Origin of the sequence: Haloterrigena gelatinilytica (genome assembly GCF_013342145.1) — an archaeon.
GTDB lineage: Archaea > Halobacteriota > Halobacteria > Halobacteriales > Natrialbaceae > Haloterrigena > Haloterrigena gelatinilytica.
In genome coordinates, this window is sequence record NZ_JABUQZ010000001.1 from 2,914,702 (window position 1) to 2,940,673 (window position 25,972).

The 25,972-nt window shown below is 67.2% G+C and carries 24 protein-coding genes and 1 tRNA gene; 10 read left to right on the plus strand and 15 right to left on the minus strand.

The window, feature by feature from the left end; all coding sequences use genetic code 11:
* The first annotated feature begins 5 nt into the window (after nucleotides 1-5).
* Together HTZ84_RS14560 and HTZ84_RS14565 are read left to right on the plus strand one after the other, a co-directional pair.
* On the plus strand, nucleotides 6-986 hold the full coding sequence (locus HTZ84_RS14560; protein WP_174681352.1) for an LLM class flavin-dependent oxidoreductase: 981 nt from the start codon (nucleotides 6-8) through the stop codon (nucleotides 984-986).
* Nucleotides 987-1,121: 135 nt separating this feature from the next.
* The gene (locus HTZ84_RS14565) at nucleotides 1,122-1,592 is read left to right on the plus strand and encodes a DUF2267 domain-containing protein (protein WP_174681353.1); all 471 of its coding nucleotides are present in this window, start codon (nucleotides 1,122-1,124) and stop codon (nucleotides 1,590-1,592) included.
* Nucleotides 1,593-1,700: 108 nt separating this feature from the next.
* Here HTZ84_RS14565 and gfo6 read toward each other — a convergent pair whose 3' ends face one another.
* On the minus strand, nucleotides 1,701-2,771 hold the full coding sequence (gfo6, locus tag HTZ84_RS14570; RefSeq protein WP_174681354.1) for a D-xylose 1-dehydrogenase Gfo6: 1,071 nt from the start codon (nucleotides 2,769-2,771) through the stop codon (nucleotides 1,701-1,703).
* Nucleotides 2,772-2,975: 204 nt separating this feature from the next.
* Between gfo6 and nadA the strand changes: the two genes are divergently transcribed.
* The 6 genes from nadA to HTZ84_RS14600 all read left to right on the plus strand — a co-directional run bounded on the left by nadA (nucleotide 2,976) and on the right by HTZ84_RS14600 (nucleotide 9,345).
* Nucleotides 2,976-4,109, plus strand: coding sequence for a quinolinate synthase NadA (gene nadA / locus HTZ84_RS14575; protein WP_174681355.1), 1,134 nt, complete (start codon nucleotides 2,976-2,978; stop codon nucleotides 4,107-4,109).
* A 9-nt stretch (nucleotides 4,110-4,118) separates the two neighbouring features.
* Nucleotides 4,119-5,666, plus strand: a complete 1,548-nt coding sequence (locus tag HTZ84_RS14580; protein WP_174681356.1) for an L-aspartate oxidase — start codon at nucleotides 4,119-4,121, stop codon at nucleotides 5,664-5,666.
* Between the two features lie 6 nt (nucleotides 5,667-5,672).
* Complete coding sequence (locus HTZ84_RS14585) at nucleotides 5,673-6,434, plus strand: nicotinate-nucleotide diphosphorylase (RefSeq protein WP_174681357.1); 762 nt, start codon at nucleotides 5,673-5,675, stop codon at nucleotides 6,432-6,434.
* Between the two features lie 49 nt (nucleotides 6,435-6,483).
* Entirely contained in the window at nucleotides 6,484-7,152 is a 669-nt protein-coding gene (locus tag HTZ84_RS14590; RefSeq protein WP_174681358.1) for an RNA 2'-phosphotransferase, read from the plus strand.
* 216 nt (nucleotides 7,153-7,368) lie between these two features.
* A complete protein-coding gene (locus tag HTZ84_RS14595; protein ID WP_174681359.1) occupies nucleotides 7,369-7,806 on the plus strand; it encodes a hypothetical protein in 438 nt (145 codons plus the stop codon).
* A 66-nt stretch (nucleotides 7,807-7,872) separates the two neighbouring features.
* On the plus strand, nucleotides 7,873-9,345 hold the full coding sequence (locus tag HTZ84_RS14600; RefSeq protein ID WP_174681360.1) for an aldehyde dehydrogenase family protein: 1,473 nt from the start codon (nucleotides 7,873-7,875) through the stop codon (nucleotides 9,343-9,345).
* A gap of 15 nt (nucleotides 9,346-9,360) precedes the next feature.
* On the opposite strand, the gene HTZ84_RS14605 is transcribed toward HTZ84_RS14600, so the two are convergent.
* The 8 genes from HTZ84_RS14605 to HTZ84_RS14640 form a co-directional block, all read right to left on the minus strand.
* Nucleotides 9,361-9,828, minus strand: a complete 468-nt coding sequence (locus HTZ84_RS14605; RefSeq protein ID WP_174681361.1) for a response regulator — start codon at nucleotides 9,826-9,828, stop codon at nucleotides 9,361-9,363.
* A gap of 86 nt (nucleotides 9,829-9,914) precedes the next feature.
* Entirely contained in the window at nucleotides 9,915-10,274 is a 360-nt protein-coding gene (locus HTZ84_RS14610; protein WP_174681362.1) for a DUF7344 domain-containing protein, read from the minus strand.
* 306 nt (nucleotides 10,275-10,580) lie between these two features.
* Nucleotides 10,581-10,664: transfer RNA gene (locus HTZ84_RS14615), tRNA-Leu, on the minus strand.
* A 77-nt stretch (nucleotides 10,665-10,741) separates the two neighbouring features.
* Nucleotides 10,742-11,080, minus strand: coding sequence for a ferredoxin (locus HTZ84_RS14620; RefSeq protein WP_174681363.1), 339 nt, complete (start codon nucleotides 11,078-11,080; stop codon nucleotides 10,742-10,744).
* Between the two features lie 102 nt (nucleotides 11,081-11,182).
* Nucleotides 11,183-11,767, minus strand: coding sequence for a hypothetical protein (locus HTZ84_RS14625; RefSeq protein WP_174681364.1), 585 nt, complete (start codon nucleotides 11,765-11,767; stop codon nucleotides 11,183-11,185).
* Between the two features lie 135 nt (nucleotides 11,768-11,902).
* Nucleotides 11,903-12,856, minus strand: coding sequence for an oxidoreductase (locus HTZ84_RS14630; protein ID WP_174681365.1), 954 nt, complete (start codon nucleotides 12,854-12,856; stop codon nucleotides 11,903-11,905).
* 71 nt (nucleotides 12,857-12,927) lie between these two features.
* A complete protein-coding gene (locus HTZ84_RS14635) occupies nucleotides 12,928-17,631 on the minus strand; it encodes a PAS domain S-box protein (protein ID WP_174681366.1) in 4,704 nt (1,567 codons plus the stop codon).
* A gap of 130 nt (nucleotides 17,632-17,761) precedes the next feature.
* Nucleotides 17,762-18,280, minus strand: a complete 519-nt coding sequence (locus HTZ84_RS14640) for a peptidylprolyl isomerase (protein WP_174681367.1) — start codon at nucleotides 18,278-18,280, stop codon at nucleotides 17,762-17,764.
* Between the two features lie 569 nt (nucleotides 18,281-18,849).
* Between HTZ84_RS14640 and HTZ84_RS14645 the strand changes: the two genes are divergently transcribed.
* Nucleotides 18,850-19,821, plus strand: coding sequence for a succinylglutamate desuccinylase/aspartoacylase family protein (locus HTZ84_RS14645; RefSeq protein ID WP_174681368.1), 972 nt, complete (start codon nucleotides 18,850-18,852; stop codon nucleotides 19,819-19,821).
* A gap of 29 nt (nucleotides 19,822-19,850) precedes the next feature.
* Here HTZ84_RS14645 and HTZ84_RS14650 read toward each other — a convergent pair whose 3' ends face one another.
* The 4 genes from HTZ84_RS14650 to HTZ84_RS14665 form a co-directional block, all read right to left on the minus strand.
* Nucleotides 19,851-20,351 carry a small multi-drug export protein gene (locus HTZ84_RS14650; protein ID WP_174681369.1) on the minus strand — a complete coding sequence of 167 codons (501 nt, stop codon included), beginning with the start codon at nucleotides 20,349-20,351 and terminating at the stop codon, nucleotides 19,851-19,853.
* Nucleotides 20,352-20,451: 100 nt separating this feature from the next.
* On the minus strand, nucleotides 20,452-21,210 hold the full coding sequence (locus HTZ84_RS14655) for an SDR family NAD(P)-dependent oxidoreductase (RefSeq protein WP_174681370.1): 759 nt from the start codon (nucleotides 21,208-21,210) through the stop codon (nucleotides 20,452-20,454).
* Nucleotides 21,211-21,463: 253 nt separating this feature from the next.
* Nucleotides 21,464-22,531: an anthranilate phosphoribosyltransferase gene (locus HTZ84_RS14660; RefSeq protein ID WP_174681371.1), complete on the minus strand. Its 1,068-nt coding sequence runs from the start codon at nucleotides 22,529-22,531 to the stop codon at nucleotides 21,464-21,466.
* Nucleotides 22,532-22,747: 216 nt separating this feature from the next.
* Nucleotides 22,748-23,506: a GNAT family N-acetyltransferase gene (locus HTZ84_RS14665; protein ID WP_174681372.1), complete on the minus strand. Its 759-nt coding sequence runs from the start codon at nucleotides 23,504-23,506 to the stop codon at nucleotides 22,748-22,750.
* A gap of 151 nt (nucleotides 23,507-23,657) precedes the next feature.
* Here HTZ84_RS14665 and ahbB point away from each other — a divergent pair, with 151 nt between their 5' ends.
* Nucleotides 23,658-24,752: a siroheme decarboxylase subunit beta gene (gene ahbB, locus HTZ84_RS14670; RefSeq protein ID WP_174681373.1), complete on the plus strand. Its 1,095-nt coding sequence runs from the start codon at nucleotides 23,658-23,660 to the stop codon at nucleotides 24,750-24,752.
* A gap of 33 nt (nucleotides 24,753-24,785) precedes the next feature.
* Here the strand turns inward: ahbB and HTZ84_RS14675 are convergent, their stop codons facing one another.
* Together HTZ84_RS14675 and HTZ84_RS22670 are read right to left on the minus strand one after the other, a co-directional pair.
* Nucleotides 24,786-24,986 (minus strand): helix-turn-helix transcriptional regulator, encoded by a 201-nt coding sequence (locus HTZ84_RS14675; protein WP_174681374.1) that lies wholly within the window; start codon nucleotides 24,984-24,986, stop codon nucleotides 24,786-24,788.
* Between the two features lie 27 nt (nucleotides 24,987-25,013).
* Nucleotides 25,014-25,667: a hypothetical protein gene (locus tag HTZ84_RS22670; RefSeq protein ID WP_217468230.1), complete on the minus strand. Its 654-nt coding sequence runs from the start codon at nucleotides 25,665-25,667 to the stop codon at nucleotides 25,014-25,016.
* Between the last annotated feature and the right edge of the window lie 305 nt (nucleotides 25,668-25,972).

Below are 25,972 nucleotides of genomic sequence, written 5' to 3' on the forward strand. Positions count from 1 at the left end.
GGGGCATGGACGTCGGACTCATGGTAACGTCGTTCGGTGACCTCGATCTCGCGGACATCGCGGTCCGCGCGGAGCAACTGGCCTACGACGCCGTCTGGGTCGGCGAACTCTGGGGCGAAAGCGGCGTCGTCCAGCTGACCGAAATGGCCTGTCGAACCGACGAGATCGGGCTCGGGAGCGCGATCTTGAACGTCTACTCGCGGTCGCCGGCCGTGCTCGCGATGACCGCCGCGTCGCTGCAGCGGGCCTCGGACGGCCGGTTCACGCTCGGCGTCGGGACCAGCACGCCGAAGGCCGTCGAGGACCTCCACGGGACGGCGTTCGATCGCCCCGTCCGGCGGGCCCACGAGACGATCGAGCTCGTCCGCGCGTACACCGCCGGCGAGGGCCGCGTCGACTACGACGGCGAGGTGCTCGCGGCCGCCGACTTCCCGTCGCTCGAGGCTCCCGTACCGATCTACCACGCCGGCCTCGGGCCGGCGAACCGGCGGGTCGTCGGCCGGCTCTGCGACGGCTGGATTCCCCACAATATTCCGTTCTCGCACCTCGAGAAGGCCTTCGAGGAAGTCGCGGACGCGGCCCGCGAGCGCGACCGCGATCCGAGCGAGATCACCGTCGCGCCCTACGTCCCGTCGGCGGTCAGCGAGGACCCAGCGGAGGCCCGAAAGACGCTGCGCCGGCACATCGCGTACTACGTCGGCAGCGGCGAGGGATACCGCCGAGCCGTCGCGACGGCGTACCCCGAGCGCGCGGATCGCATCGCCGACGCCTGGCGCGACGGGGAGAAGGGCGCGGCCGCCGACGCGGTGACCGATTCGATGCTCGCCGACCTCGGCGTCGCCGGCACGCCCGACGACGCGCGCGAGCAGCTTCGGACGCTCGTCGACGAGACGGGCGTCGACCACCCCATCGTCGTGGTCCCGGAGCCGGCCTCGAGGGAGGTCGTCGAGACGACGATCGACGAGCTCGCGCCCGACCGACTCTGAGCGGGACGACGCGAGTGGCGTGATCGCCAGCGTCGAGGCGGGCGAGGATCGCCCGCAGGCCTTGCCAATCCCGGTATGACGTTTTTGGAAAGCTCTCTCCACAGTACCGGGCGAGGAGCCGTCCTCTGAGTTCCCATGTCCCAGGAGAAGACCAACTACACGGACTTCATCGGCGAGGTACAGCATCGAATCGAGGCCGGAACCCAGGCCGAAGCCGTTCGGACGACGCGGGCCGTCCTCGAGACGATCGGCGAGCGCGTCGACGAGGGCGGCGCGACGGACATCGCCAGCCCGCTGCCCATGGAGGTCGACCGCTATCTGCTGCAGGTCGACCACGGAAAACAGTACGACTTCGACGAGTTCGTCGGACGGGTCCACGAGCGGCTGAACTACGACGACCTCGACCTCGATACCGGCTACGGGAAGCCCGCGGGAATCGACGAAGCCGAAACGGTGTTCCGGATCAAGGCGGTGACCGCCCTGCTCGCCGAGACGGTTCCCGGCGGCGAGATCGCCAACGTCGAGGCGCAGTTCCCCGACGAGTTCGACGAGCTGTTCGAACTGGTCGACGCCGAGTCGACGCCGTGGGAGGAAGCGTCCTCCTGACCCGCTGCAGGCCGTTTTCTTCTCGACGTGCCGAAGTGCGAAACCCGCGATCGAACTCGAGCGTCGGTTCCGACTCCCCCGATCGCTCAGCGGCTCCCGTCCGAGCCGTCACTCGAGCCCTACCCGACACCCCGTTTCCGCCGATTCGTAGGCGGCCTCGATCGCCTCGAGATCCACGAGGCCGTCCTCGCCGTCGGGCTCCGGTTCCGTGTCGGTGAGCACGCAGTAGCCGAAGTAGTCGAACTCCTCGCGGACCTCGTCGACCCGCGGGCCCGTGTACTCCATGCGGACGTCGCCGCTCTCGACGACCATCTCCTGGGGAACGACGCCGCCGAACGGCGACTCGACGTGGATCTTCCCTTCGGTGCCGACCAGCTCGAGCTGGCTGCTGGCGTGGGCGTCGAAGCTGGCCGTACACGAGGCCGTCGCGCCGTTCGCGAACTCGAGCTGGAAGGCGACGTGTTCGTCGACCGCGTCGAAGGGCGGGCCGCTCGAGTGAGTGGTGGCGTAGACGCCCGCGGGATCGTCCTCGAGGACGAAGCGGATCGTGTTGAGCGGGTAGACGCCCAGATCGACCAGGGCGCCGCCGCCCGCGAGGCCGGGATCGAGACGCCACGTGTCGGGGCCGGCGCCCTCGAGCAGGGGGTGCGAGAAGCCGCCGTGGACCTGTACGACGTCGCCGATGACGTCGCTGCGGACGAGTTCCCGCGCCCGCCGGATCGTCGGCTCGGTCTGCAGCCGGTAGGCCGTCATCAGCGTGACGTCGGCCGCCTCGCAGGCGTCGACGATGCCGACGGCCCGCTCGCGGGTCGTCTCGAGGGGCTTCTCGCAGAGGACGTGGGCGCCCCGCTCCGCGGCGACGACGGCGTACTCGCCGTGGGTGGCGTTCGGCGTCGCGACGTAGATCGCGTCGTAGGTGTCGGCGTGGTCGCCGGCCAGGAACGCGTCGTAGCCGAGAACGTGGGGAACGTCGAACGTCTCGGCGACGGTCCGCGTGCGGTCGGGCGAGCCGGAGACCAATGCCGTCGTCTCGCAGTACCGCCCCTCCGCGATCGCCGGGAGCGCGCGCTTCCGAGCGAAGCCCCCGACGCCGACGACGGCGAGGCGAACCGTTCCGTCGGGCGATTCCTCCTCCCAGTCCCGCCGGGTGAAGTGGGAAAAGACCTCCTCGAGTGCCATACCGTCTCTAGGGACGCGAGCGGAAAGGCGCCACTGCAAGAGCGGGTGACTGTCAGCAGAAGCAACCTATTGGTCGGCGCGAACCACCGGTGATCCGTTTTCGTCTCGGATATCCCTCGATGGTATTCCGCCGGTGTGCAGTATCGAAGGAAAAACTTCTTCAACAGAGCGGTGTGACGTGGAGTTACCCACAGGTGACGTGAAATGGTCAAAATGGAAACGGCGGAGCTGGAGACCGATCTGAGTCTGTTCAAATACGATAATCTCGAACAACTACCGCCTCGATACCGCGAGCTCGAAGAAGACGAGCGCACGGAGCGCATCGAGGCGGCGCTCGAGGAACTCGGCGACGACGTCGTGATCTTGGGCCACAACTATCAGCGCCGGGAGATCGTCGAGCACGCCGACTTCATCGGCGATTCCTACCAACTCTCGAAGGAGGCCGCGAACGCGGACGCCGAGTACGTGATCTTCGGCGGCGTGACGTTCATGGCCGAGAGCGCGGACATCATCACCGACGACGAGCAGACGGTGATCCTCCCGAGCATGGAGGCCTCGTGTCCCATGGCCGGGATGGCCGAAGCCCTGCAGGTCGACAGCGCGTGGGCCGAGATCACCGCGGCCGCGCCCGACGCCGACATCGTTCCGATCACCTACATGAACTCCTACGCCGACCTGAAGGCCTTCTGTGCGAGCCAGGGCGGGCTCGTCTGTACCTCCTCGAACGCCCACGAGGCCTTCGAATACGCCTTCGATAAGGGCGACAAGGTCCTCTTCCTCCCCGACAAGCACCTCGGCGAGAACACGGCCCACCGACTCGACATGGAAGACGAGATCGCCGAGTGGGACCCGTGGGATCCCGAGGGGAAGGACGCCGACGAGGTCGCCGAGAGCGACATCATCCTCTGGGACGGCTACTGTCAGGTTCACGAACGGTTCCGCGAGGATCACATCGAACAGGTCCGGGCGGACAATCCCGACGCGAAGGTCATCGTCCATCCCGAATGCCGCCGCGAGGTCGTCGAAGCCGCCGACAAAGCGGGCTCGACGGCAGCGATCTGCGAGACCGTCGCAAACGCCGACCCCGGCGAGACGTGGGCCATCGGCACCGAGATCCACCTCACGAATCACCTCCAGCGCTGGCACCCCGAGGTGAACGTCCTGCCGCTCTGTGGCGACGCCTGCATGGACTGCAACGCCATGCGCCAGATCGACCCCAACTACCTCACCTGGGTGCTCGAGGAACTCGTCGAGGGTCGCGAGCGCAACGTGATCGAGGTCGCGCCCGAGGAGAAGGAACTCGCCGAAGTCGCGCTCGATCGCATGCTCGAGATCTAATCCGAACCCATGACCGACACACAACACCCAACGCGGGATGCAACGCCGGAGACCGCGGACGTTCTGGTCGTCGGCAGCGGGATCGCGGGCTGTGCGGCCGCGCTCGCGGCCGCTCGGGAGGGCGCCGAGGTACTCCTGGTGACGAAAGCCGAGAAACCCGACGGCGCCAGCACCGACTGGGCCCAGGGCGGCATCTCGACGACGCGAGGCGACCCCGAGAGCCTGAAAAGCGATATCCTCGAGGCCAGCGACGGGACCGCGGATCCCGACGCGATCGACGTACTCGTCGAACACGCCGACGACGCCGTCGAAGACGTGCTCGTCGACACTCTCGGGGTCGACTTCGACGAGGGCGACGACGGGGAGTTCGATTACACCCGGGAGGCCGCCCACTCCGACCATCGCATCCTCCACGTCGACGCCGCGACGGGCACGCACATTCTCCGGCCGTTCCTGAATCACGTCGACGCCCACGACCGGATCGAGGTCCGCCAGGACACCGCCGCGCTCGATCCGATCACGCACGAGGGACGGGTCCACGGCGTCCTGACCGACGAGGAACCCGACGGCCACCCCGTCTTCGCCGGGACGACGATCCTCGCGACCGGCGGGATCGGCGCGCTCTACGCGCGCTCGACCAATCCCGACGACGCGACCGGCGACGGGATCGCCATGGCCGCGCTCGCGGGCGCCGAGGTCGAGGACATGGAGTACGTACAATTCCATCCGACCGCCTACGCTGGCGAGAATCCATTTCTGCTCTCGGAAGCCCTGCGCGGCGAGGGTGCAGTGCTGCGGAACGGCGACGGCGAGCGATTCATGGACGACTACCACCCCGACGCCGAACTCGCCCCGCGGGACGTCGTCGCCCGCGCCGTCGAAACGGAGCGCGAGGAGACCGGCGAGGTCGTGCTGGACGTCAGCCCTCTCGATTTCGAGGCCGAGTACCCCGCCATCGCCGAGAAGTGTCGCGACCGCGGGATCGAGGGCGACGAGATCCCGGTCGCCCCCTGCGAGCACTTCTGCTGTGGCGGGATCGCGGTCGACGACCGCGGGCGGACCTCGCTCGATCGGCTCTACGCCGTCGGCGAGTGCGCCCGCACGGGCGTTCACGGCGCGAACCGACTGGCGAGTACGAGCCTGCTTGAGGGACTCGTCTGGGGGCTGCGGGCCGGCGAGGACGCCGCGGATTCCGGCGCCGACCCCGAGGTCGTCGAAGCGCCGGACCTCCGAAACAGCGATCCCGACCTGCCCGAGCGGTTCGCCGCCGAGAAATCCGTCCGGCTGAAGCGGACGATGGACGAGTACCTCGGCCTCGAGCGCGACCCCGAGGAGATCGCCCGCGCGAGCGCCGTCCTCCGGCGGCTGAAGGGCGAGGTCGACGCGTACATTCGAACGCGGACGGCGCGGGACCTCTACGAACTCCGCAACGCGTGCGTCGTCGCCCTGTTGATCGCTCGCGCCGCCGGCGAGAACGCGGAGTCGACGGGCTGTCACTACGTCGTGAGCGACGGCGACGAGGCGACGGCGGAGCCCGAATCCCCGGCGAACGACTGACCACCGATGATCACGAACGCACAGGTCGAACGCTGGCTCCGCGAGGACGTCGGCCACCACGACGTGACCAATCAGGTGCCCGGCGAGACCACGGGACGACTCGTCGCCAAGGAGCCGGGCATCGCGGCGGGTCTCGAGGCCGCGACGGCCGTCTTCGACTATCTCGGCGTCGCGGTCGACGAGGCGCTCGAGAACGGCACCGCGGTCGATCCCGGTGACGAATTGCTCCGCGTCGAGGGGGCCGCACGCGAGGTCCTGCGGGGCGAGCGCGTCGCCGTCAACCTCGCGGGCCACGCCTCGGGGATCGCCACGCGGACGAACGAGGCGGTCGAACGCGCTCGCGAGGCGCAACGCGTTCGAGAATCGCAAAGCGATTCTCGCAGCCCATCAGAAGTGCAAAGCACTTCTGAGGACGCCTCGGATACGCGAGCGGCTACCGGCGAGCTGGGACTCGAGGGCGCGATCGAGCACTTCCGAGAGCGGACCTCGTTCGCCACGAAACTGGACGTCGAGGTCGAGGCCGTCGACGACGCACCGCGGGCCGCCGCGGCGGGCGCCGATATCGTCCTGCTGGACAACATGAGTCCCGCGGAGACGAAGAAGGCGGTCGACCTGCTCGCCGACTACGACGCACTCGCCGAGGCCAGCGGCGGGATCACCCTCGAAACTGTCGCCGACTACGCCGCCACGGGCGTCGACGTCGTCTCGATGGGATCGCTGACCCACTCGGCGCCGTCGCTGGATCTCTCGTTCCGAACGGGCGACTGACGGCCGAGGGACCGAGCGATTGGTTTCGCTCGAGCGAGTACGGGCGGCCGTGACGGAGCCGATCAGAACCTGCGCGGCGCACGGACCGTACTCGAGCGCCGACGAGCGGTGTCCGGTCTGCGACGCCCGCGGGGAGGTGCTGCTCTCCGGCGAGCGACGACGCCGACTTTCGAAGTTCGTCAGCGGCGCGCTCCGGCACTTCCCCGAGGACGTCGGTCTCGAACTCGACGAGCGCGGCTGGACCGAGTACGAGGCCCTCGCCGACGCGGTCGAACGGAAGTACGACTGGTCCGAGCCCCGCCACGTCGCGGCGGTGATCGCGACGGATCCGAAGGGACGGTTCGAGCGGACGGACGTGCCGTCAGAGCGCACGGACGACCGCGTTCGCGCGTCGTACGGCCACTCCGTCGACGTCGACCTAGAGCCGACCGACGCGCCGGTCCCCGACGAACTGTATCACGGTACGGCGCCGGCGGCCCTGGCGTCGATCCGCGAGGACGGACTCCGACCGATGTCCCGCCAGCAGGTCCACCTCTCGGGGAGCCGCGAGGCGGCCCGCCGCGTCGGGCAGCGCCACGCGAACGATTCCGTCGTGCTCGTCGTCGACGCCGCGGCGATGCTCGCGGACGGCCAGCGCATCACCGAACGCGGCCGGGAGACGTACACGACCGACGCGGTGGCGCCCGAGTACATCGACGTCCCCGCGACGGAGTCGTGACTACGGCGCGAGCGGGGAGAGCCAGACCACGACGCCGAGGTACGCGGCGAGCCGGGACGACACCGGCGAGCGCGTAGAGCCGCCGTTTCGCGCGGATCACGATGCCGTCGCTCGGTCCGTCAGCCTGGTCGTGCGGTGGGAACGAGGACATCCGGGAGCTGTTTTCACCGGTAAGTTATAGACAAGTATAAACTATTTCGGAATTACACTTCGGACATGGAATCCGCACGCGAAACCGAGTCGAACTCGTTCGGAGACGGACCGCTGACGCCGACGCGGATCGGCGCGGCGGCGGGGACGATGGACGTCGTCGTCTTCACGGTAATGGGCTACATCACGTTCGACACCGTCGCGATCGGCGCTATCGCCGGCTTGCTGGTCGGACTCGGCGTCTTCTGTTTCCTCCCGGTGTTCATGCAGTCGGGCGAGGACGACGACCTCGAGGACCTGATGCCCGCCGACGATGCCGCGCCGCTGCGCGATTTCCACCGAGTCGCCGCGGGATTCGCGCTCTCGGCCGCGGGCATCGTGGTGTTCGCGACGGGGTTCGGTGAGTTGGACACGCTCGTCGGTATCCCGGCGGCGCTCGTCGCGGCCGTCGGCGTCTATCTCGTCGCCGGCTTCGCGATGCCGAACGCGCAGCCACGGCGCTGACTCGAGTGCATCCACGTTGCGTTTGCGAGTGTGCTCCTTTTGCGCACACGACAGTTACCACTCGCTATGACAGACCTGCCACTGGCGCCCGACGCCGGCTGGGACGCGCTCTACCTCGCCGGCGAGTGGACCGACGGCGGCGACCGGGACGCGATGTCGGTCGAGAACCCCTATACGCGCGAGGAGATCGCCACCGTGCCGGCGGGCACCGAGGCGGACGTCGATCGGGCCTACGAGGCCGCGGCGGCGGCACAGGAGTCGTGGGCCCAGCAGCCGCCGCAGGCGCGGGCGGGCGTGATCGAAGCGGCCATCGAGTTCGTCGGCGACAACCGCGAGGAGATCGCCGACCTGCTGGCCGTCGAGTCCGGCAGCACGCGGGTCAAGTGCGAGGCCGAGATCCAGACCGCCCGCGGCATGATGCAACAGGCCGCGAGCTACCCCTTCCGGATGTCGGGTCAGCACATGGATTCGATCACGCCGGGCAAGGAGAACGTCGCCGAACGTCGACCCGTCGGCGTCGTCGGCGTCATCTCGCCGTGGAACTTCCCGCTGCACCTCTCGATGCGGGCGGTCGCCCCGGCGCTCGCCGCCGGCAACGGCGTCGTGCTCAAGCCCGCCTCGAACACGCCGATCACGGGCGGCCTGCTGCTCGCGCGGATCTTCGAGGCCGCCGGCGTTCCGGAGGGGCTGTTGAGCGTCGTCCCCGGCCGGGGCTCCGAGATCGGCGACGCGATCTCCGACCACGAAACGCCCCGCGTGCTCGCCTTTACCGGGTCGACGGAGATCGGCCAGCGCGTCGCCGCGAACGCGGCGAGCAACTGCGCGCTCCCGGCCCTCGAGCTGGGCGGCAACAACGTCCACGTCGTCACCGACGGAGCCGACGTAGAGCGCGCGGTCGACGGCGGCGTCTTCGGTTCGTTCCTCCACCAGGGACAGGCCTGTATCTCGATCAACCGCCACCTCGTCCACGAGAGCGTCTACGACGACTACGTCGGGATGCTCGCCGACCGCGCGGCGACCCTCCCGACCGGCGATCCGCGCGACGACGACACGGTCATCGGGCCGCTCATCGACGAGGGCCAGCGCGACCAGATCGTCGAGTACATCGAGACCTCGGTCGACCAGGGCGCGACCCTCGAGACCGGCGGCGACCACGACGGCCTCGTCCTCGAGCCGACGGTCCTCTCCGACGCCGACAACGACATGGCCGCCGCGGCGAACGAACACTTCGGCCCCGTCGCGCCGGTGATCCCCTACTCGAGCGACGAGGAGGCGATCGAGATGGCCAACGACACGATCCACGGCCTGTCGGGCTCGGTTCACAGCGAGGACATAGCGCAGGCGCGGACGATCGCCGACGGGATCGACACCGGCATGGTCCACATCAACGATCAGCCGATCAACGACGAACCCCACGTCCCCTTCGGCGGGATGAAACAGTCCGGCATGGGGCGGTACAACGGCGAGTCGATCCTCGAGGAACTGACGACGACGAAAGTGATCTCCGTCCAGCGCGAATCGCGGGAGTATCCCTTCTGAGCGGCGCCGCGCCGCTCAGTCGTCGGACTCGTTTTTGACGATCGCGAACCAGAAGTCCTCGACCTCCTGGACGAACGCGATGAACTCCTCGGTCTCGACGGGCTTGCGGATGTACTCGTCGGCCTCGATGTCGTGGGACCGGACGATCTCCTCGCCCGTCTCCGAACTGGTGAGGACGATGACGCGGATCTCGTCCAACGGCGGCTCGTTTTTCAGTTCGGAGAGCACCGCCGTCCCGCTGGTTCCCGGGAGCTGGGGCTCGAGCAGGACCAGATCCGGTCGCGGCGCGTCCGCGTACTCGCCGCGCTGGTGGAGGAAGTCGAGCGCCTCCTCGCCGTCCGTGACGGCGTGGACGGCGTTCATGAGTTTCGCGTCTCGAAAGTTTTCTTCGAAGAGGCGGGTGTCGCCGGGGTTGGGTTCGACTAACAGAATATCGATCCGCTCCCCCAGATCGGTCTCGTCCGCCTCGTCTGCTGACGCCATACCAGAGCATGCGGCTGCAAGGGTAAAATTGCAACTCTCAGGGAGTCCGCACGGTTCACTATTCCTGCCTGTCGCGAACCGTACTGTCACCGACTGCGCGACGGGTGTTCGAGGAGATCGGTCGGCGGCCAACTCTCTAACTCTTCGGCGGCCTCGAGGAGCTGCTCGACGGACTCGTCGTCGGTCAGGGCGACCGCCTCGTCGTCCCAGTCGATATCGATCAGATTCCGCGCCTGCAGGTGCGGGAAGTGAGCGTGGACGAGCCGGACGTGCGCGCGCTCGATCATCCCGTCGTCGATCTTGCCGGATGAGAGGCGGTGTCGCCGAGCGGCCACCTGTCGCGAGATATCGTCGATGTCGGCCGCCCCGTCGCGTTCGAGTAGCTCGTGGAGCACGAGCTGACGGTCGGCGCTGGCGAGAACGCGGAATGCCTCTGTTTGTTCCATAGCGGTTCCTACCTCGAGCAAGAACACCGACCCGGAAAGCACCTCTTCCTAAAGCAATTGGCACTTGCGTGTCCTATGGCTGCCGTTACGGTACTGCGTGTATTCGGGCTCGAGCGCTCCGTGTAGGGGGACTGTTCGGCGCTTCCGTCGACCGCTGGCGCGAGGGAGTCTCGAGTCACAACGGTTCGAGGGGTGGGATTTGAACGACGTCGAGACGGTCGTCCTCGCGTCGCTCGGACGCTGGGACTCGTCTCATTCAAATCCAACGTCCGATCGCTGTCGCTCGCGGATTGCTCGCGACAGCGATGCGAGGGAAGGGATTTGAACCCTCGGACCCCTACGGGAGCGGGTCTTAAGCCCACCGCCGTTGGCCTGCTTGGCTACCCTCGCACAGAAGGCACTCGTCCGTTGTCCCGGGGTCGGGATGTGCGTTTCGGTGTGCGGCCGCTGTTCCCCGCCGCGAGTCGCTACCAGTCGACGCTCAGCGTCCCGTCGCCGTGGGGATCGGGCGCGATCTCCTCGTCGGTTCGCCGATCGACGACGTGGATGCAGCCGTCGTCCTTCTTGGCCGGGCAGACCTCCGCCGCGCGGACGTTGTGCTCGAGGTCCTCCTCGCCGAAGAAGTACTCGTTCGGTTGAGCCATCCCCGAGGCGAGGGACATCTCCCAGTTGTCGCTGACCTCGGCGCACTTGCCCGCGCCGAAGCACTTGTTGGCCTCGAAGACGATCTTGTAGGGCTTTTCCTCGACCGGCGGCGCGTCGCTCGAGCCCACGTCGCTCGCGCGCTGAATACCGTCGTCGCTCATTAGGTAGGAGTTAGTCCGTGCGACCTTTCGCGTTACGGTTACCGCGACCGGAACGCGACGGGACCGCGAAGCGATTCGAACGCCGCGGAGCCGGCCGGTCGGTCAGACCGCGTAGCCTTCGTTTCGCAGCGCGAGCGCGACCGTGCTCTCGAACCGCTCCCGCACGTCGTCGTCGAACGTCTCGACGCGCTCGTCGGCCGCCGCCAGTTCGAGCCGGCGTTCGTCGCGGTCGGTATCGTCGACGGGTCGGTACGTCTGAGTGAACTTTCGACTGTCGTTTCCGTACACGGTCACGGTGACGGACTCCCCGTTCGACTCGTCCACCGGTCCGCTGACCGTCGCCCGCTCGAACCCGCTGAGGTTCGTGCTGAACCCGCCGATTGCGAGCTTTTGCTCGAGTTCCTCGCGGTCCCACTCGCGTCGCTCGTCCGTCTCCCGATCCGTTCCGATGACCGTCTCCGGTCCGATCGTCTCTATCCGCCACTTCCGCAGCGATTCGGACGCGAGTTCCTCCGCCGATCGCGATCGGATGTCGCCTTCCTGAATCGTATCGCCCTCCTCGACGCGGACGTAGCGGGCGTTCGCCGCGGGGACGTCGACGAAGATCTCGCCGGGTTCCGTGCTCACTAGCGTCTCCGTCCCCTCGATGGTACGCGAGACGAGTGATCTGTCGCTGTCGTTTCTCATGGGTGTTACTCACACACAGAGTTCGAATCAGGCGTATCTAAGGGTGCTGCTGGCACTGTCCGCCCGAACGCGTTTCGAGCGGGTCGGGTCCGCTACGGGCGATCGGCGCGTTTCGGTAGCCGAGACGTTCGCGGGCTACCGTTCCGCCGACTGCGCCGGTTCGGGAAGCCGGTCGTAGGTCACGCCGGTCAACTCGCTCGAGACGTCCCACAGCCGGCGGGCCGTCTCCTCGTCGTAGGAGCGATCCGAGGAGGCCTGGCGCTCGGGCGCGCCGCGCATGTTCTCGAACCCGCCGGGGCCGTAGTACGCGCCGCCCTCGGCCTCGGGCGCGGTCGCGGCGTACAGCGTCGGTAGCGCGCCCATCTCGGCCGACTGCGCGACGACGGTGTTCACGAGCCACATCCCCGCCTTCCGGATCCGACTGCCGCTCTGTTCGGGACCGCGAAACTGCAAGCGCGTGTTCGCGTAGCCCGGGTGGACCGCGTTGCTCATCGCGTTCGCGTCCGCCGTCAGCAGCCGGCGCTCGAGTTCGTAGGCGAACAGCACGTTGGCCAGTTTCGACTGAGCGTAGGCGTCCCACTTGTCGTAGGAGTCCTCGCCCTGGAGGTCGTCGAAGTCGATCGCGCCGCTCTCGTGAACGCCGCTCGAGACGGTGACGATCCGGGAATCGCCCGCCTCGTCCAGCCTCAGGTTCTCGAGCAGCAGTCCGGTCAGCGCGAAGTGTCCGAGGTGGTTGACGCCGAACTGGGTCTCGAAGCCGTCCTCGGTCTCCGAGCGCGGGATCGCCATGACGCCGGCGTTGTTGATCAACGCGTCGAGGTCCTCGTCGTCGAGGCGGTCGGCAAACGAGCGTATCGACTCGAGGTCCGCGAGGTCGCACTCCTCGACGCGGAGGTCGGCGTCGGGAACGTCCGAGCGGATATCGCTGACCGCCTCCGCACCCCGAGCCGCGCTCCGGCAGGCCATGATCACCGTCGCGCCGTTGCGCGCGAGTTCGCGCGTCGCCTCGAGACCGATACCGCTGTTGGCGCCCGTGATGACGACCGTGCGACCCTGCTGATCGGGGACGTCGGCGGCAGTCCAGCCCATGGCCCTGCTACGAGACGGTGCGGGTAAACGAATCGGGTTCCCCTAGTGCTCGCCGGCTTCCGTCGCGGGGACTACGGGTCGCGGGAGGCGGAGAGGGTGACGGAGAACGTCGCCCCCTCGCCCGGTTCCGAATCGACCCAGATCTCGCCGTCGTGGCGCTCGACGATCCGCTCGCACAGCGCCAGCCCGATGCCGGTCCCGTCGTACTCGCCGCGACTGTGGAGTCGGTCGAAGATGGTGAACACGCGCTCTTGGTCCTCGGGGGCGATACCGATCCCCTCGTCCGCGACCGATATCACCCACTCGTCACCGTCGTTCTCCGCGGCTTCGCCGCTATGGTCCGAGGCGCGTGGCGCCTCGCGTCGCTCGGCGCCGACGTGAATCCGGGGCGGCTCGTCGCCGCTGTAGGTGAGCGCGTTCGACAGCAGGTTCTGGAACACCTGCCGCAGCTGGCTGGCGTCGCCCTCGACACGCGGGAGGTCCTCGACCGTGATCTCGGCGTCCGTCTCCTCGATCCGGAACTGGAGGTCCTCGAGCACGTCGTCGACGACGACGTTGAGGTCCATCGGTTCGAAGGGGTCGCCCCTGGTCTCGACGCGGGAGTACTCCAGGAGCCCGTCGATCATCTCGCGCATCCGATCGGCGCCGTCGACGGCGAACTCGAGGAACTCCTGGCCGTCGTCGTCGAAGACGTCGCCGTAGCGATTCTCGAGCAGCATGAGGTAACTCGTCACCATCCGCAGCGGTTCCTGCAGGTCGTGGCTGGCGGCGTATGCGAACCGTTCCAACCGCTCGTTGGACTCCTCGAGTCTGCGCTCGTACTCCCTGCGCTCGGTGACGTCCTGGACCATGACCATGCCCGCGAAGATCTCGTCGTCGTCGTTTCGAAGGGGGATCGTGTGGGCCCAGACGTCCCGTCCGCGGGCTCGGAACTCGAACGTGTTCGCCTCGCCGTCGAAGACGGCTCGGAAGTACGGTTCGATCTCGTCGACCAGGTCGTCCGGATACCGCTCGTAGAGCGTCGCGCCGGCGACCTCGTCCTCCGAAATCCCCAAGTCGTCGAACGCCTCGCCGCCGACGACGATGTACTCGAGGTTCTCGTCGTACAGCCCCACCGCGCCGCCGGGGAAGTTCTCGACGAGCGTCCGGTAGCGGCGCTCGGACTCCTCGAGCCGGCGTTCTCGTTCCTTTCGATCGCTGATGTCCCGGACGATGCTGACGCGGTGCCACGTGTTGTCGTCCTCGGGCAGCATCGCGAAGGTCCCTTCGACGGGGAGCCGATCGCCGTCGGCCGTTCGAACCTCGGCTTCGATCGTCGGCCGCTCGGCGTCGCCGGCCGTCAGCTCCTCGACCCGTTCGGTGACGTCGTCGTCGACCATTCGCGACGCGTCGGTTCCGACGAGTTCGTCCGGCTCGTAGCCGAGCATCGACGCGTACGTCTCGTTGACCATCGTGAAGCGCCCGTCCTCGTCGACGACGTAGACGCCGTCGTTGACCGTCTCGACGATCGTCTCGTACCGCTCGAGGTGTTTCTCGCGCTCGAGCCGATCGGTGATGTCGCGTCCGATTCCGGCCAGTACCGTGTTCCCCCAGGGGTCCTCGAGCCGCGAGGCGTTGAACTCGAAGGGGACGGTGTCGCCGTCGCTGGTCCGGACCGTCAGCTCCACGCTGACCGACCCCGTTTCGAGTCCCTCCCCGATGGCTGCGAGGACGTCCTCGACATCGTCGTCGATGAACAGCTCCGTCGGCTCCATCGCGGCGATCTCCTCGTCCGAGTAGCCGGTTACGTCGGTTACGCTCCGGTTCCACCGCTGTAGCGAGCCGTCCTCGCCGACGATGTAGAACACGTCGTCGATGGCGTCGAGGATCTCGTCGATGTACTCCTTGTACTGCTCGAGACTGCGCTCGCGCTCGCGGAGTTTCCGCTCGCGCTCCTTTCGCTCGGTGATCTCCTGGACCATGACCATCCCGCCGAAGATCTCGTCGTCGTCGTCCATGACGGGAACCGTGTACGCCATCCAGTCTCGGTCGTGGAGCTCCATCTCGAAGGAGCTGACTTCGCCCTCGAGCGCGGCTCTGAACTTCGGTTCGAGGCGTTCCACCTGCTCCGGCGGATACCGTTCCCGGAGCGTCTGACCGACGGCCTCGTCCGCGGAGGCACCGATCTCGTCGAAGACCCCGCCGCCGGCGATCTGATACTCGAGGTTCTCGTCGAACAGCCCGACCGCACCGTTGGGGAAGTGGTCGATCAGCGTCCGGTATCGCTGCTCGGACTCCTCGAGGCGGCGTTGGGACTCCCGACGTTCGGTGATGTCCGTGATGGTGACCACGCCGCGAGTCACCTCGCCGCGCTCGTTTCGGACCGGCATGCCCTCGACGCGGACGATCCGGCGCTCGCCGTCGTCGGCTTCGATCTCGTAGATGTCGGGTTCCGTCACTTCCTCGCCGTCGAGGACGCGCGCGAGCGTCAGCTCCTCCGGCGAAATGCGCTCGCCCGAATCGGCCGACCACACCGGGAACCGCTCGTACTCCGCGACGGAGTCGGTGTCGAACACGTCGCCGCCCCAGATCTCCCGTGCGGTGTCGTTGGCCTGATGGATTCCGCCGTCGGCGTCGGCGACCATCACGCCGACGGGGAGGACGTCGAACAGCGTCTCGAGTTGCTCGTTGTTCCGCTCGAGCTGTAATTCCGCGCGTTTGCGCTCCGTGATATCGGTGACCGCACCGGGGAACCGGATCGGGTTCCCGTCTTCGTCGCACTCGACGCGGCCTCGGGAGACCACCCACCGGAGTTCGTCGGCGGCGGTTCGGACGCGGTACTCCGCCTCGTACTCCCCGCAGGACTCGACGGCCGCTTCCATCTCCTCCTCGACGCGCTCGCGGTCGGCGGGGTGGACGGCCTCGAGAAACCGCTCGCTCGAGACGCCCTCGCGGGCCGCCTGCGGATCGACGTCGAACGTCTCGGCGAACGTCTCGCCGGCGACCATCTCGTCCTCCTGGAGGTGCCACTCCCACGTCCCGACCGCGCCCGCTTCGGTCGCGGCCTCGAGTTGCGCCGTCGTCTCCCGGAGGTACTGCTCGTGTCGCTTGCGCTCGGTGATGTCCTGGGCCATGGTCATGCCCGCGAAGACGTCGCCGCGCTCGTCGGTGATCGGGACCACCCGCACGACCCACACGCGATCGGCGTACTCGAGTTCGATCGACTGCTCCTCGCCGTCCAGCGCGGCCTCGAACACCGGCTGCAGAGTGGCTGCGGTCTCGTCGTCCCAGACCTCCCTGACGTGGTTTCCCGCGAACTCCGCGGGATCGACGGGAATGCGGTCGAATCCCTGTCCGGCCGCCAGTTCGTACCGGAGATCGGGGTCGAACAGCGTCACGATCCCGTTCGGGAAGTACTCCATGAGCGTCCGGTAGCGCTGCTCGGACTCCTCGAGGCGGCGTTCGCGCTCCTTGCGCTCGGTGACGTCCTGGGACATGCCGAGCGCGGCGAACACCTCGCCGTCGTCGTCCCGGACCGGGACGATCCGGAAGTCGTAGACGCGGTCGTTCGCGCGCGATTCGAACGCGCTCGACTCGCCCTCGAGGGCGGCTTCGTAGCTCGATACGAGTTCGTCGGCCACCGCCGGCGAGGCGGCTTCCGCGACCGGCGTGCCCTCGATTTCCTCGGCCGTAGCGTCGGCCGTGTCGGTCGGATTCCCGCCGACGGTGCGGTATGTGAGCTCCTCGTCGACGAGGGCGACGACGCCGTTGGGGAACTGGTCGACCAGCGTCCGGTAACGCTGTTCGGACTCCTCGAGCTCCCGTTCGCGGGCCTTGCGCTCTGTCACGTCGCGGTCGGAGACGATCACCGAGACGACCTCGCCCTCGTCGTTCGTGACCGGCCGGAAGGCGCCGTTCAGGGTGTACCGCTCTCCGTTCGGACGGGTGAGATCGGCCTCGAAGTTCACGTACTCGCCGCCGGCCGCCCGTTCGGTCCATCGCTTGACGTCGTCCCGGACACCGGCGGGCTCGCCGGACTCGTCCGCCGAGGACCGCGATTCGTCGAATCGCTCACCGTCGTCGACCTCGCCCCACCACGGCGTCTCCCAGAACGGCTCGCCGATCACGTCCTCGAGGTCGGCGTCGATGTAGTCCATGGCCGTCCCGTTGATGTCCCGGACCGTCCCGTCCGGATCGAGCAGCCCCACGAGGATGTTCGGATCCTCGAAGATCGCCTCGAACCGGCGCTCCGTCCGCTCGAGGTCGCGGCGCGTGCGGGCGTGTTCGACCGCCGATCCGAGGACGTCCGCGACGCGCTCGAGGAAGTCGACGTCGGCCTCCGAAAGGGCGTGGCTCTCGGTCGCGTACGCGCCGAGGACGCCCCACGGCTGCTCGTCCGGTCCGATACGGACGGCGGCGCCGCTGGCGACGTCGTGATCGACGAGCAACGCCGGAGCGGAAAACCGCGACTCGGCGTCGAGATCGTCGGTGACGACCGGCTCCGCCGCGCGAACTGCGTATCCCGTCCACGAGGACCGATCCGCGGACACGGCGGTCGAGCCGAGGCGGTCGGTCGACCAGCCGGCGCCGGCGCGCAACACGGCCGCCGTTCGATCGGGTCGGAGTTCGAACACGGAGCAGTACTCGATATCGAGCGTCTCCGCGATAGCGAGCGCCGCATCGGCCAGCACCCCGTCGAGATCCCCCGTCTCGAGGGCCTGCTGGCTGAGGTCGGCGACGACCTCTTGCCGACGAATCTGCGCGGGGTGATCCGCGTCGGTAGACGACGATCCCATTCACCGGTATACAGTGGCGGCGGCGGTAAAACGTCTTTGTCCGGCGGTTCTCAGCTCGCCCGTCGTTCGAGGGGCCGGCGACGGCGCCCGAATGGTCGTCGTCGTCAGTGACGGCCCCGAAATCCGGTAGTTACTCGTAGTCGACGGAGACCGACTCGAGGACGACGTCTTCCTGCGGCTGGTCGTTGGCGTCGGTGTCGACGGATCCGATCTCGTGGACGACGTCCATGCCGTCGATGACCTTGCCGAAGACCGAGTGGCGGTCGTCGAGGTGGGGCTGGGCGTCGAGCGTGATGAAGAACTGCGAGCCGTTGGTGTTCGGCCCGGAGTTCGCCATCGAGAGGATGCCCTCGTCGTCGTGGCGCAGTTCCTCGTGGAACTCGTCGTCGAACTGGTAGCCGGGGCCGCCGCGACCGGTCTCGGTCGGGTCGCCGCCCTGAATCATGAAGTCCTCGATGACGCGGTGGAAGGCGACGTCGTCGTAGAGGGGCTCGCCCTCGACCTCCTCGCCCGTCTCGGGGTCTTCCCAGGTCTTGCCGCCGGTCGCGAGACCGACGAAGTTGTCGACGGTCCGCGGCGCGCGCTCGTCGTAGAGTTCGACTTCGATATCGCCGCGGTTCGTGTGCAGGGTGGCAGTAACGTCTCCCATGTCCGGCGAGACGGCAGGGCTACGGAAAACGGTAGTGGTCTCGTCCGCTCCTCGCGTCCGTTCGTTCCGCTGTACCGCCGGTGTGCGACGAGCGGTCCTCGAGCGGTCGGCCACTTTGATCACATCGGGAAGTCAGCAGCGGACGTTCCGACAGTGGACGAGCGAACGACGTGAGCGTTAGCGCGGAACCGCCGGTTCCGCGAGCCGTGCGAACGAGCACTACGCGTGCTTACCGCCCGGACGCTTCAAACAGGGTCCGCCACAAGAAAACGAGCGGCACCGTCACCCCGAGATTGATAGCCGTCCCCGAAACCCCCATCTCGATCGCGGAAACTGGCTCTCTCGTCGAGAGGAAGACAACGGCCGTTATCAAAAGGAACACCCCGCCGGCAAACGTAATCCAGTGAGCCGGCGACCGGGGTGCAGAGACGCGACCAGACATAGAAGAGCGTTCTTCTACACACGTTATATTCTTTTCTCGGTTTCGGGTTCGGTCGAAATGAGAGCCTCGAGCGACGTCGGCGAAAGGCGGCCGCAGCTACATACCGCCGGACGTGGAACGGCGGACCATGAACACCGGAACCCACACGGTCGAGGAGGTGACGCTCGCGAGGCTGCCCTCCGGCGTCGAACTGACGACGACGATTCACACGTACCGCGGCGCCGAGGGCGGACCGACGCTGTACGTCCAGGCCGCCCAGCACGGCCGCGAGATCAACGGCACCGAGACGCTCCGGCGGTTCCACGAGCGACTGCCCCTCGAGGAGCTGTCGGGAACGATCGTCGCCGTTCCCGTCGCGAACCCGCTGACCTTCGATCTGGTCTCCTACATCACGCCAGAAGAGTTCGACAGCGTCAACCCGAACATGAACCGGATCTGGCCGGGCGACGAGGGCGGGAGCCTCCACCAACAGATGGCCGCGCGGCTCTGGACGGAGGTGAGCCGCGCCGACGCCATCGTCGACCTCCACACGGGGAGCCCGGACATGTACCCCCACGTCGTCTACCGCGAGGGCGACGAACGGTCGCGCGCGCTCGCCGAAGCCTTCGGCACCGACCTGCTGCTCTCCGAAGAGGCCGACGAGGACGCCAACGAGGAGTGGCACCGGCGGGGCTTCGCGGGGAAGCTCCGGGTCGCCGCCGCCGAGGAGGGGATCCCCTCGATCACGCCCGAACTCGCCCACAACAAGCAGATCCTCGAGGACGCCGTCGAGGAGGGCGTCGAGGGCCTGCTCGACGTCTGCCGGTATATGGGGTTGCTCCCCGGCGACGTTCCGGAGCGAAACCAGACGATCGCGCGCAACCACCTCGGACAGGTCACCGCCGACGGCTCCGGCCTCTTCCGCCCGGAACCGGGGCTCGAAGTCGGACAGGATATTACCGAAGGGACGCCGCTCGGAACCGTCTACGATCCGCGGACGTACGAACCGCTCCACGAGGCGGTCGCGGACCGCGACGGGATTCTCTACGCGCTCACCCGAGAGGCGACCGTGACCGCGGGCGATCAGCTCGCGAGCGTCGCGCTGATCCGCGAGGAGTGATCGGGTAGCGGAGTCCGCGAAATGACCGTTCAGCGGAGCCCGAGCAGCGAGATTCCGGCGGTCGACCCGCCGACGAGGACGACCGTCCAGACCGCGAGGGCGATCGCGAGCCAGCCGACGGTCAGTCGCGTGTTCTCCCCGACGACCATCGCCAGCAGCGCCGTGAGGTGGATACCGGCGAGTATCGGACCGGCGAACGAGAGCCCGACGATCCCGTAGCGCTTCCAGAGCCGCCGTGCGCGACCGTACCGATCGCTCGAGTCGAGGTCGTCGCCGCCCCGCCGTCGGGCCCACCAGGCGGCGAGGCGCTCGTGGGCGACCGCGATGGAACCGACCGCGGTGACGCTGCCGGCGAAGGCGGCGACGCCGGTGGCGGCCGGATCGAAGCCGAGCCCGATCGCGACCGGGATGACGACGAACGGTTCGATCGCCGGAATCATCGCGAGGACGAACACGAGGAGGTATCGACCGACGCCGGTGGCTTCCTCGAGCGCCTGTCCGACGTCGACGAGTGCTGGAGCGAGTGTCATGGGGACCGCGTCCGACGAACGGACGTGTTACTGGAACGAAACGAAGGTGGCGGAAAAAGCCGTTTCGGTTCGGTACCGATCGGTGATCCGAAAGCGGCTCTCAGGCCGAATAGCCGCCGTCGACGACCAGTCCGTGGCCGGTGACGAACGAGGCCTCGTCGCTGGCGAGGAACAGGATCGCGTCGGCGATCTCCTCGGGTTCGCCGAGTCGCTTGAGCGGGTACTCCTCGACCATCGCCTCGCGGGCCTGTTCGGGATCGCCCTGCTGGTCCAGATAGTCGTCGAGCAGTTGGGTCTCCGTGAAGCCGGGGCAGACGGCGTTGGCGCGGACGCCGTAGGGGCCGGCTTCCGCCGCGACGGTTCGGGTCAGGTTCAACACGGCCGCTTTGGTCGTCGAGTAGGCCGCCTGATGGGGGAGCCCGAGGATGCTCGCCAGCGAGCCGACGTTGACGATCGCGCCGTGGCCCTGTTCTTTCATGTGAGGCAAGGCCGCGGAGCAGCCGTTCCAGACCCCGTTGATGTTGATGTCGACCACGAAGTCCCGGACCTCGTCGTCGAGGTCCTCCAGCGGACCGCCGGGATGGCCGGTGCCGGCGTTGTTGATCATCACGTCGAGTCCGTAGTCCTCGGCGACGGCGTCGACGACGTCGTGGAACCGATCGCTGTCGGTGACGTCGAGTTCGGCGAACTCGGCCTCGCCGCCGGCGTCTTCGATCAGTTCGACGGTCTCCTCGCCGTCCGCCACGTCGACGTCGGTGACGACGACCCGCGCGCCCTCGTCGGCACACCGCAGTGCCGTCTCCCGACCGATCCCCGCGCCCGCGCCCGTGATAACGACGGTGTTGTCTTCGAGTCGCATACTCTCGGAATCGAACGCAGGGGACATAAATTCGTTCATTATTTCAGCAAGTTAGAGACCCGATGTTCGGGAGAATGTGCCGATGATAAAACAGTGGTAACCGCTGGGAGTGGGCTCCGAACGATCGGTGACGTCGCTGCTCGAAAGCGAGACGCGAGGAAATCGGCGCTTCGTTCGCGGACGAACGCGTCTCTGGCGGTCGACGCCGTGACACCCGCACTCGCTAGGGAAAAGAGACAGAGACCGGCGCGTCTCAGAACGCCCGCAGGTCCTCGAGCACCGCCTCGGCGCTGCCGTCGGCGATCACGTCGCGGGCCCGCTCGAGTCCCGCCTCGAGGCTGTCGACGTCCTCGCGGGCGTACATCCGGAACGCGCCGTTGAGGGCGATGGCGTCGGCGAAGTGATCGTCGCGCTCGCCGGTGAGCACCTCTTCGGTGATCGTCGCGGAGTCGGCGGTGACGTCGTCGACCTCGAGGTCCTCGTTTTCCATCTCCATGCCGTACTCGGCGGTCTCGATCTCGTAGTCCTCGAGTTCCTCGCCGCCATTCCATTCGGCAACTTTCGTGTAGCCGGGGCGGATGTCGTCGTACCCCTCCATTCCCTGGAAGAAGATGACCCGCGAGTAGTCGAGATGGTCGCTCTCCCGGATGAGATCGGTCAGCTTCTTCGCGAAGGCGAGGTGGTAGAACGAGCCGAGGTGGACGTCGGCGTTCGCGGGGTTGCCGACGGTCTCGATCGTGTTGACGAACGTCCGCACGCCCATCTGGTCGCGGCGGTCGTAGAGGTCGTGGACGCCGGGGTTGAACGCGGGCTGGTAGTAGAAGCCGAAGCCGGTCTCGTCGACCATGTCGGCGCTTTCTTCGGGCGCGAGGTCGGTGCGGATCCCGAGTTCGTCGAGGACGTGTTTATACGCCGTTGCTTTCTGAGTGGGGACGCGATCCCCGGAGTGAACGACGACCGGCGTGCCCGCGGCGGCGGCCACGAGGCCGGCGCCGACGCCGAGGACGGCCGAACTGTGTTTGCCGTCGTAGTTCGCGCCGCAGTCGACGGGATCGGCCTCGGGTTCGGCGGTGACGACCGACTCCTCGCGCATGACGTCGGTGTAGCCCGCCAGTTCTTCGGGGTTGTTGCGCTTCCAGCGGTTGGCCAGCCAGAACGCGCCCAGCGTCGTCGCGTCGGGTTCGCCGGCCAGAATCCGCTGGAACGCCTCGCGGGCTTGCTCGCGGCTCATGTCGTCGGCGGACTTGGGACCGGAGCCGACGACCTCGGTCATCAGCCGTTTCAGCGGCCACTCACCGAACTCATGGGATGCCTGCGCCATGTGCGTCCGTTCGGACGGCCGCCGCAAAAGGGTCCCGTTTCCGGTGACGGTAGCCAGTCGGTACAGATGCGAATGGAACGCTGCGAGCATCCGCGAGCGAAGCGAGCGGTTCTCCGACAGCGAAGCCGAAGGCTGAGCCGTCGGCCTTTTTTCATCGAAGTTTTTGCACCGAGCGGTTCGCCTGTGGCGAACCCGAGGTGGAAAAAGTTCGTTGTGTTACAGTTCGATCGCCATCATCACCTCGTCGATGTACTCGTCCTCGAGTTTGTAGTGGTCCTCGCGGACGGCCTCGACGATCCATCCCCGATCCTCGAAGAACTCGATCGCGGCCTCGTTGCTCGAGGGGACGCTCTGGTAGACCTTCTCGTGGCCCTGCGACCGCGCCCACTCGAGGGCGCGGTCGAGCAACTGGCTCCCGACGCCCAGCCCGCGGTACTCCTCCAGGACGCCGACCGTGAGTTCGGCGGTGTGGGACAGCTTCTCGAGGTTCGGCAGGTGGAGGTGAGCCCAGCCGACGACCTCGTTGTCGACGGTGGCGACGAAGAACAGTCGGGACTCGTACTCGTTGCGCCGCAGGAGGACGTTCTCGTGGTCGAGTTCGTCCGCGACCGTCTCGGCCTCGATGTAGGTCATCTCCTCGACGACCTGTCGCATCGCGCCGACGATCCCCGAGAGATCCTCCTGTCTGGCCGCCCTGATCGTGACGTCGACGTCGTCGGTCGTGAACTCCTCCCGTTCCTCCTCGACGTCGATGGCGATGCGCAACGTGCCGTCGTCCTCCTCGAGGTAGCCGTCGCGCTTGAGGATCGCCACGTTGTGTCTGAACGCGCGCGTATACTGCGGGTCGCCGGGCGGATCGTCCGGGAACAGTTCCGAACGGACCCGATCCCGGTCGACCGCGCCGTGGGCCTCCACGTACTCGTAAATACTCGTTCGGTCGGTATCCTCGATCTCCGCTGGTTCTGCCATCGACATGCTTAATGCTAACGTCTACCACCATCATAATCGTTTCAATACTCACGAAGTAGAAACAGTCGCCCGGAAGAGGACGAACGGCCGCGACCGGAGCGCTCGCTCGTCGTTCGGACCCGAAAGCAATACGGTGCCGTTCTCCCTAGGGACGGCAATGAGCACCCTCTCGGGGGACTGGCGCGAGGGGATCGACGACGTCGACGCGGCGATCATCGACGGCTACCAGAGCGGCGTCCCCGTCGAGGAGCGGCCCTTCCGATCGATCGGCGCTGCGCTGGGTATCGGCGAGGGCGAGGCGCTCGAGCGCGTGACGCGCCTCCACGAGTCGGGGATCGTCCGGCGGTTCGGCGCCGTTCTCAACCCGCCGGTGATCGGGTCGTCGACCCTCGCCGCCGTGCAGGCACCCGCGGATCGGTTCGACGAGATCGCGAGCGTCGTCAACGAGTACCGGCAGGTCAACCACAACTACGCCCGCGATCACGAGTGGAACATGTGGTTCGTCGTCACCGCCGGTTCGCGGGCCCGACGCGACGAGATCCTCGAAGAAATCGAGGCGCGCACGGGCTGTCCCGTGCTCAACCTGCCGATGCTGACCGACTACTACATCGACCTCGAGTTTCCCGTCGTCAACGGCGATCGTTTCGCGCGGGAGAGCGCGGAACCGCGTTCCGCGAAACGGGCGACCAGTGATACCGTGGGCCGCAAATCGCTCGAGGAGCGACTGGACTCCTCCGCGACGCGGATCAGCGAGGAAGCGACGAGCGACCTCTCCGCGCTCGAGGCCGAACTGCTGCTCGCGATCCAGGACGGGTTCCCGCTGTCGGCGACGCCGTACCGCGACATCGCCGCCGAGATCGGATACGCCGTCGGAGACGTGCTCGAGGGCGTCGAACGGCTCGTCGAAACGGGCTGTATCAAGCGGATCGGCTGCGTGATCAACCACGTCGTCACGGGGTTCGACGCGAACTGCATGGTCGTCTGGGACGTCCCGGACGACCGGCTCGACGAGTGGGGCGAACGCGCGGGCGGACTGCCGTACGTCACGCTCTGCTATCACCGACCCCGTCGGCCCGACCGGGAGTGGCCGTACAACCTGTTCACGATGATCCACGGTCGCGATTCGGACGCCGTCGACGCGAAGATCGACGAACTGGCCGCGGAGTACCTCCCCGTCGAGCACGAACGCCTCTACTCGACCGAGACGCTGAAACAGACCGGCGCGCGCTACGAGGATCTGGTCGGGCGGTGACCGAACGAAGACGGTTTGTGATTCGAGGTGCCGTCAATCGTCTAGCTTCGGATGGAAGAGTTCCTCGACGGTACAGTCGAAACACCGGGCGAACTTGAACGCCAACGTCAGCGACGGATCGTACTTCGAGTGTTCGATCGCGTAAATCGTCTGACGACTCACGCCGACTTCGTCGGCCAGTTCCTGCTGGGTGAGGCCGTGTTCCTCGCGCCGTTCCCGGAGTTCGTTGTCCATCGCTCGGTCGGATATCGGGCTCGAACGTCAAATACGCTGACGGATCTCGGTCGCACCGAGGACGAACAAGACCGTGACGACGCCGACGGCGGCGAGACCGTCGACCTCCCGCGGAACGGTGGCGTCACTCACCGCGTACCAGCCGTAGAGCCCCACCATCGACCCAAGGAGGACGACACCGACGACGGCCAGCGCGAGATCGAGGTTCCGGACGTCGCGCTCGTCGACGACGCCGCCCGCACCGCGGCGCGTCCGCCCGTAGTAACCGACGTTGAAGAGGACGAGCAGTATCACCGGAGATACGAGGAGGTCCCCGAGCGACGGATCAGCTGGCGCAGTCCCAGTAGCGACTTCGAACGCCGGGATAACTAGTGACGGCACGAGAAACAGGAGCACGTTGTACTGCAGGGGGAGCAACGACCCCGTCGACCCGTCGGCCGGGACGGGTTCCGGTCGGTCAGCACCGAAGAACTCCTCCCCGAGGATACCTCTGAGATCGACGGCCAAACCGACGAACGCACAGACGACCATCACGCCGACGGCCCCGAGGTAGCCCCAGACCGTGATCGTGTCGAGAACGACATCGATCGCGACGAATCCGGACGCGATGACGAGGCCGCTGGCGATCAGCCCAGCGAGGAGGAGGAGGGCTCCGTACGCCCTGAGCGGGTTTTCAGGCATACGCGAAAGTTGTGGTTCGACCTACATAAATGTAAAGGTATCTTTGCATTGGTCGGCCATCGATCGTGGAGCGGCGACTCGTGTCGGACCCCGGCCCTCGGCTCAGCGCGTCGAATCGGTTCTCGTTACCACTCCGGAACTCGACACCCCGACTGTCGAATGAAATGCGATAGCGAGGCGAACAGTCGTTCGAGCGTGACCGCCGAACACGCGGGCCGGACCGGTCGCCGAATGACCTGACTCGTAGCCGAGTCTCGGTCGCGGACTATTACCCCGGGTGTCGAGTGAAATCGGTGCGAGACGAC

Bases quoted from the DNA above. Each gene is read 5' to 3' on its own strand.
- HTZ84_RS14560 (WP_174681352.1), top strand. From the start codon at position 6: ATGGACGTCGGACTCATGGTAACGTCGTTCGGTGACCTCGATCTCGCG.
- HTZ84_RS14565 (WP_174681353.1), top strand. From the start codon at position 1,122: ATGTCCCAGGAGAAGACCAACTACACGGACTTCATCGGCGAGGTACAG.
- gfo6 (WP_174681354.1), bottom strand. From the start codon at position 2,771: ATGGCACTCGAGGAGGTCTTTTCCCACTTCACCCGGCGGGACTGGGAG.
- nadA (WP_174681355.1), top strand. From the start codon at position 2,976: ATGGTCAAAATGGAAACGGCGGAGCTGGAGACCGATCTGAGTCTGTTC.
- HTZ84_RS14580 (WP_174681356.1), top strand. From the start codon at position 4,119: ATGACCGACACACAACACCCAACGCGGGATGCAACGCCGGAGACCGCG.
- HTZ84_RS14585 (WP_174681357.1), top strand. From the start codon at position 5,673: ATGATCACGAACGCACAGGTCGAACGCTGGCTCCGCGAGGACGTCGGC.
- HTZ84_RS14595 (WP_174681359.1), top strand. From the start codon at position 7,369: ATGGAATCCGCACGCGAAACCGAGTCGAACTCGTTCGGAGACGGACCG.
- HTZ84_RS14600 (WP_174681360.1), top strand. From the start codon at position 7,873: ATGACAGACCTGCCACTGGCGCCCGACGCCGGCTGGGACGCGCTCTAC.
- HTZ84_RS14605 (WP_174681361.1), bottom strand. From the start codon at position 9,828: ATGGCGTCAGCAGACGAGGCGGACGAGACCGATCTGGGGGAGCGGATC.
- HTZ84_RS14610 (WP_174681362.1), bottom strand. From the start codon at position 10,274: ATGGAACAAACAGAGGCATTCCGCGTTCTCGCCAGCGCCGACCGTCAG.
- HTZ84_RS14620 (WP_174681363.1), bottom strand. From the start codon at position 11,080: ATGAGCGACGACGGTATTCAGCGCGCGAGCGACGTGGGCTCGAGCGAC.
- HTZ84_RS14625 (WP_174681364.1), bottom strand. From the start codon at position 11,767: ATGAGAAACGACAGCGACAGATCACTCGTCTCGCGTACCATCGAGGGG.
- HTZ84_RS14630 (WP_174681365.1), bottom strand. From the start codon at position 12,856: ATGGGCTGGACTGCCGCCGACGTCCCCGATCAGCAGGGTCGCACGGTC.
- HTZ84_RS14635 (WP_174681366.1), bottom strand. From the start codon at position 17,631: ATGGGATCGTCGTCTACCGACGCGGATCACCCCGCGCAGATTCGTCGG.
- HTZ84_RS14640 (WP_174681367.1), bottom strand. From the start codon at position 18,280: ATGGGAGACGTTACTGCCACCCTGCACACGAACCGCGGCGATATCGAA.
- HTZ84_RS14645 (WP_174681368.1), top strand. From the start codon at position 18,850: ATGAACACCGGAACCCACACGGTCGAGGAGGTGACGCTCGCGAGGCTG.
- HTZ84_RS14650 (WP_174681369.1), bottom strand. From the start codon at position 20,351: ATGACACTCGCTCCAGCACTCGTCGACGTCGGACAGGCGCTCGAGGAA.
- HTZ84_RS14655 (WP_174681370.1), bottom strand. From the start codon at position 21,210: ATGCGACTCGAAGACAACACCGTCGTTATCACGGGCGCGGGCGCGGGG.
- HTZ84_RS14660 (WP_174681371.1), bottom strand. From the start codon at position 22,531: ATGGCGCAGGCATCCCATGAGTTCGGTGAGTGGCCGCTGAAACGGCTG.
- HTZ84_RS14665 (WP_174681372.1), bottom strand. From the start codon at position 23,506: ATGTCGATGGCAGAACCAGCGGAGATCGAGGATACCGACCGAACGAGT.
- ahbB (WP_174681373.1), top strand. From the start codon at position 23,658: ATGAGCACCCTCTCGGGGGACTGGCGCGAGGGGATCGACGACGTCGAC.
- HTZ84_RS14675 (WP_174681374.1), bottom strand. From the start codon at position 24,986: ATGGACAACGAACTCCGGGAACGGCGCGAGGAACACGGCCTCACCCAG.
- HTZ84_RS22670 (WP_217468230.1), bottom strand. From the start codon at position 25,667: ATGCCTGAAAACCCGCTCAGGGCGTACGGAGCCCTCCTCCTCCTCGCT.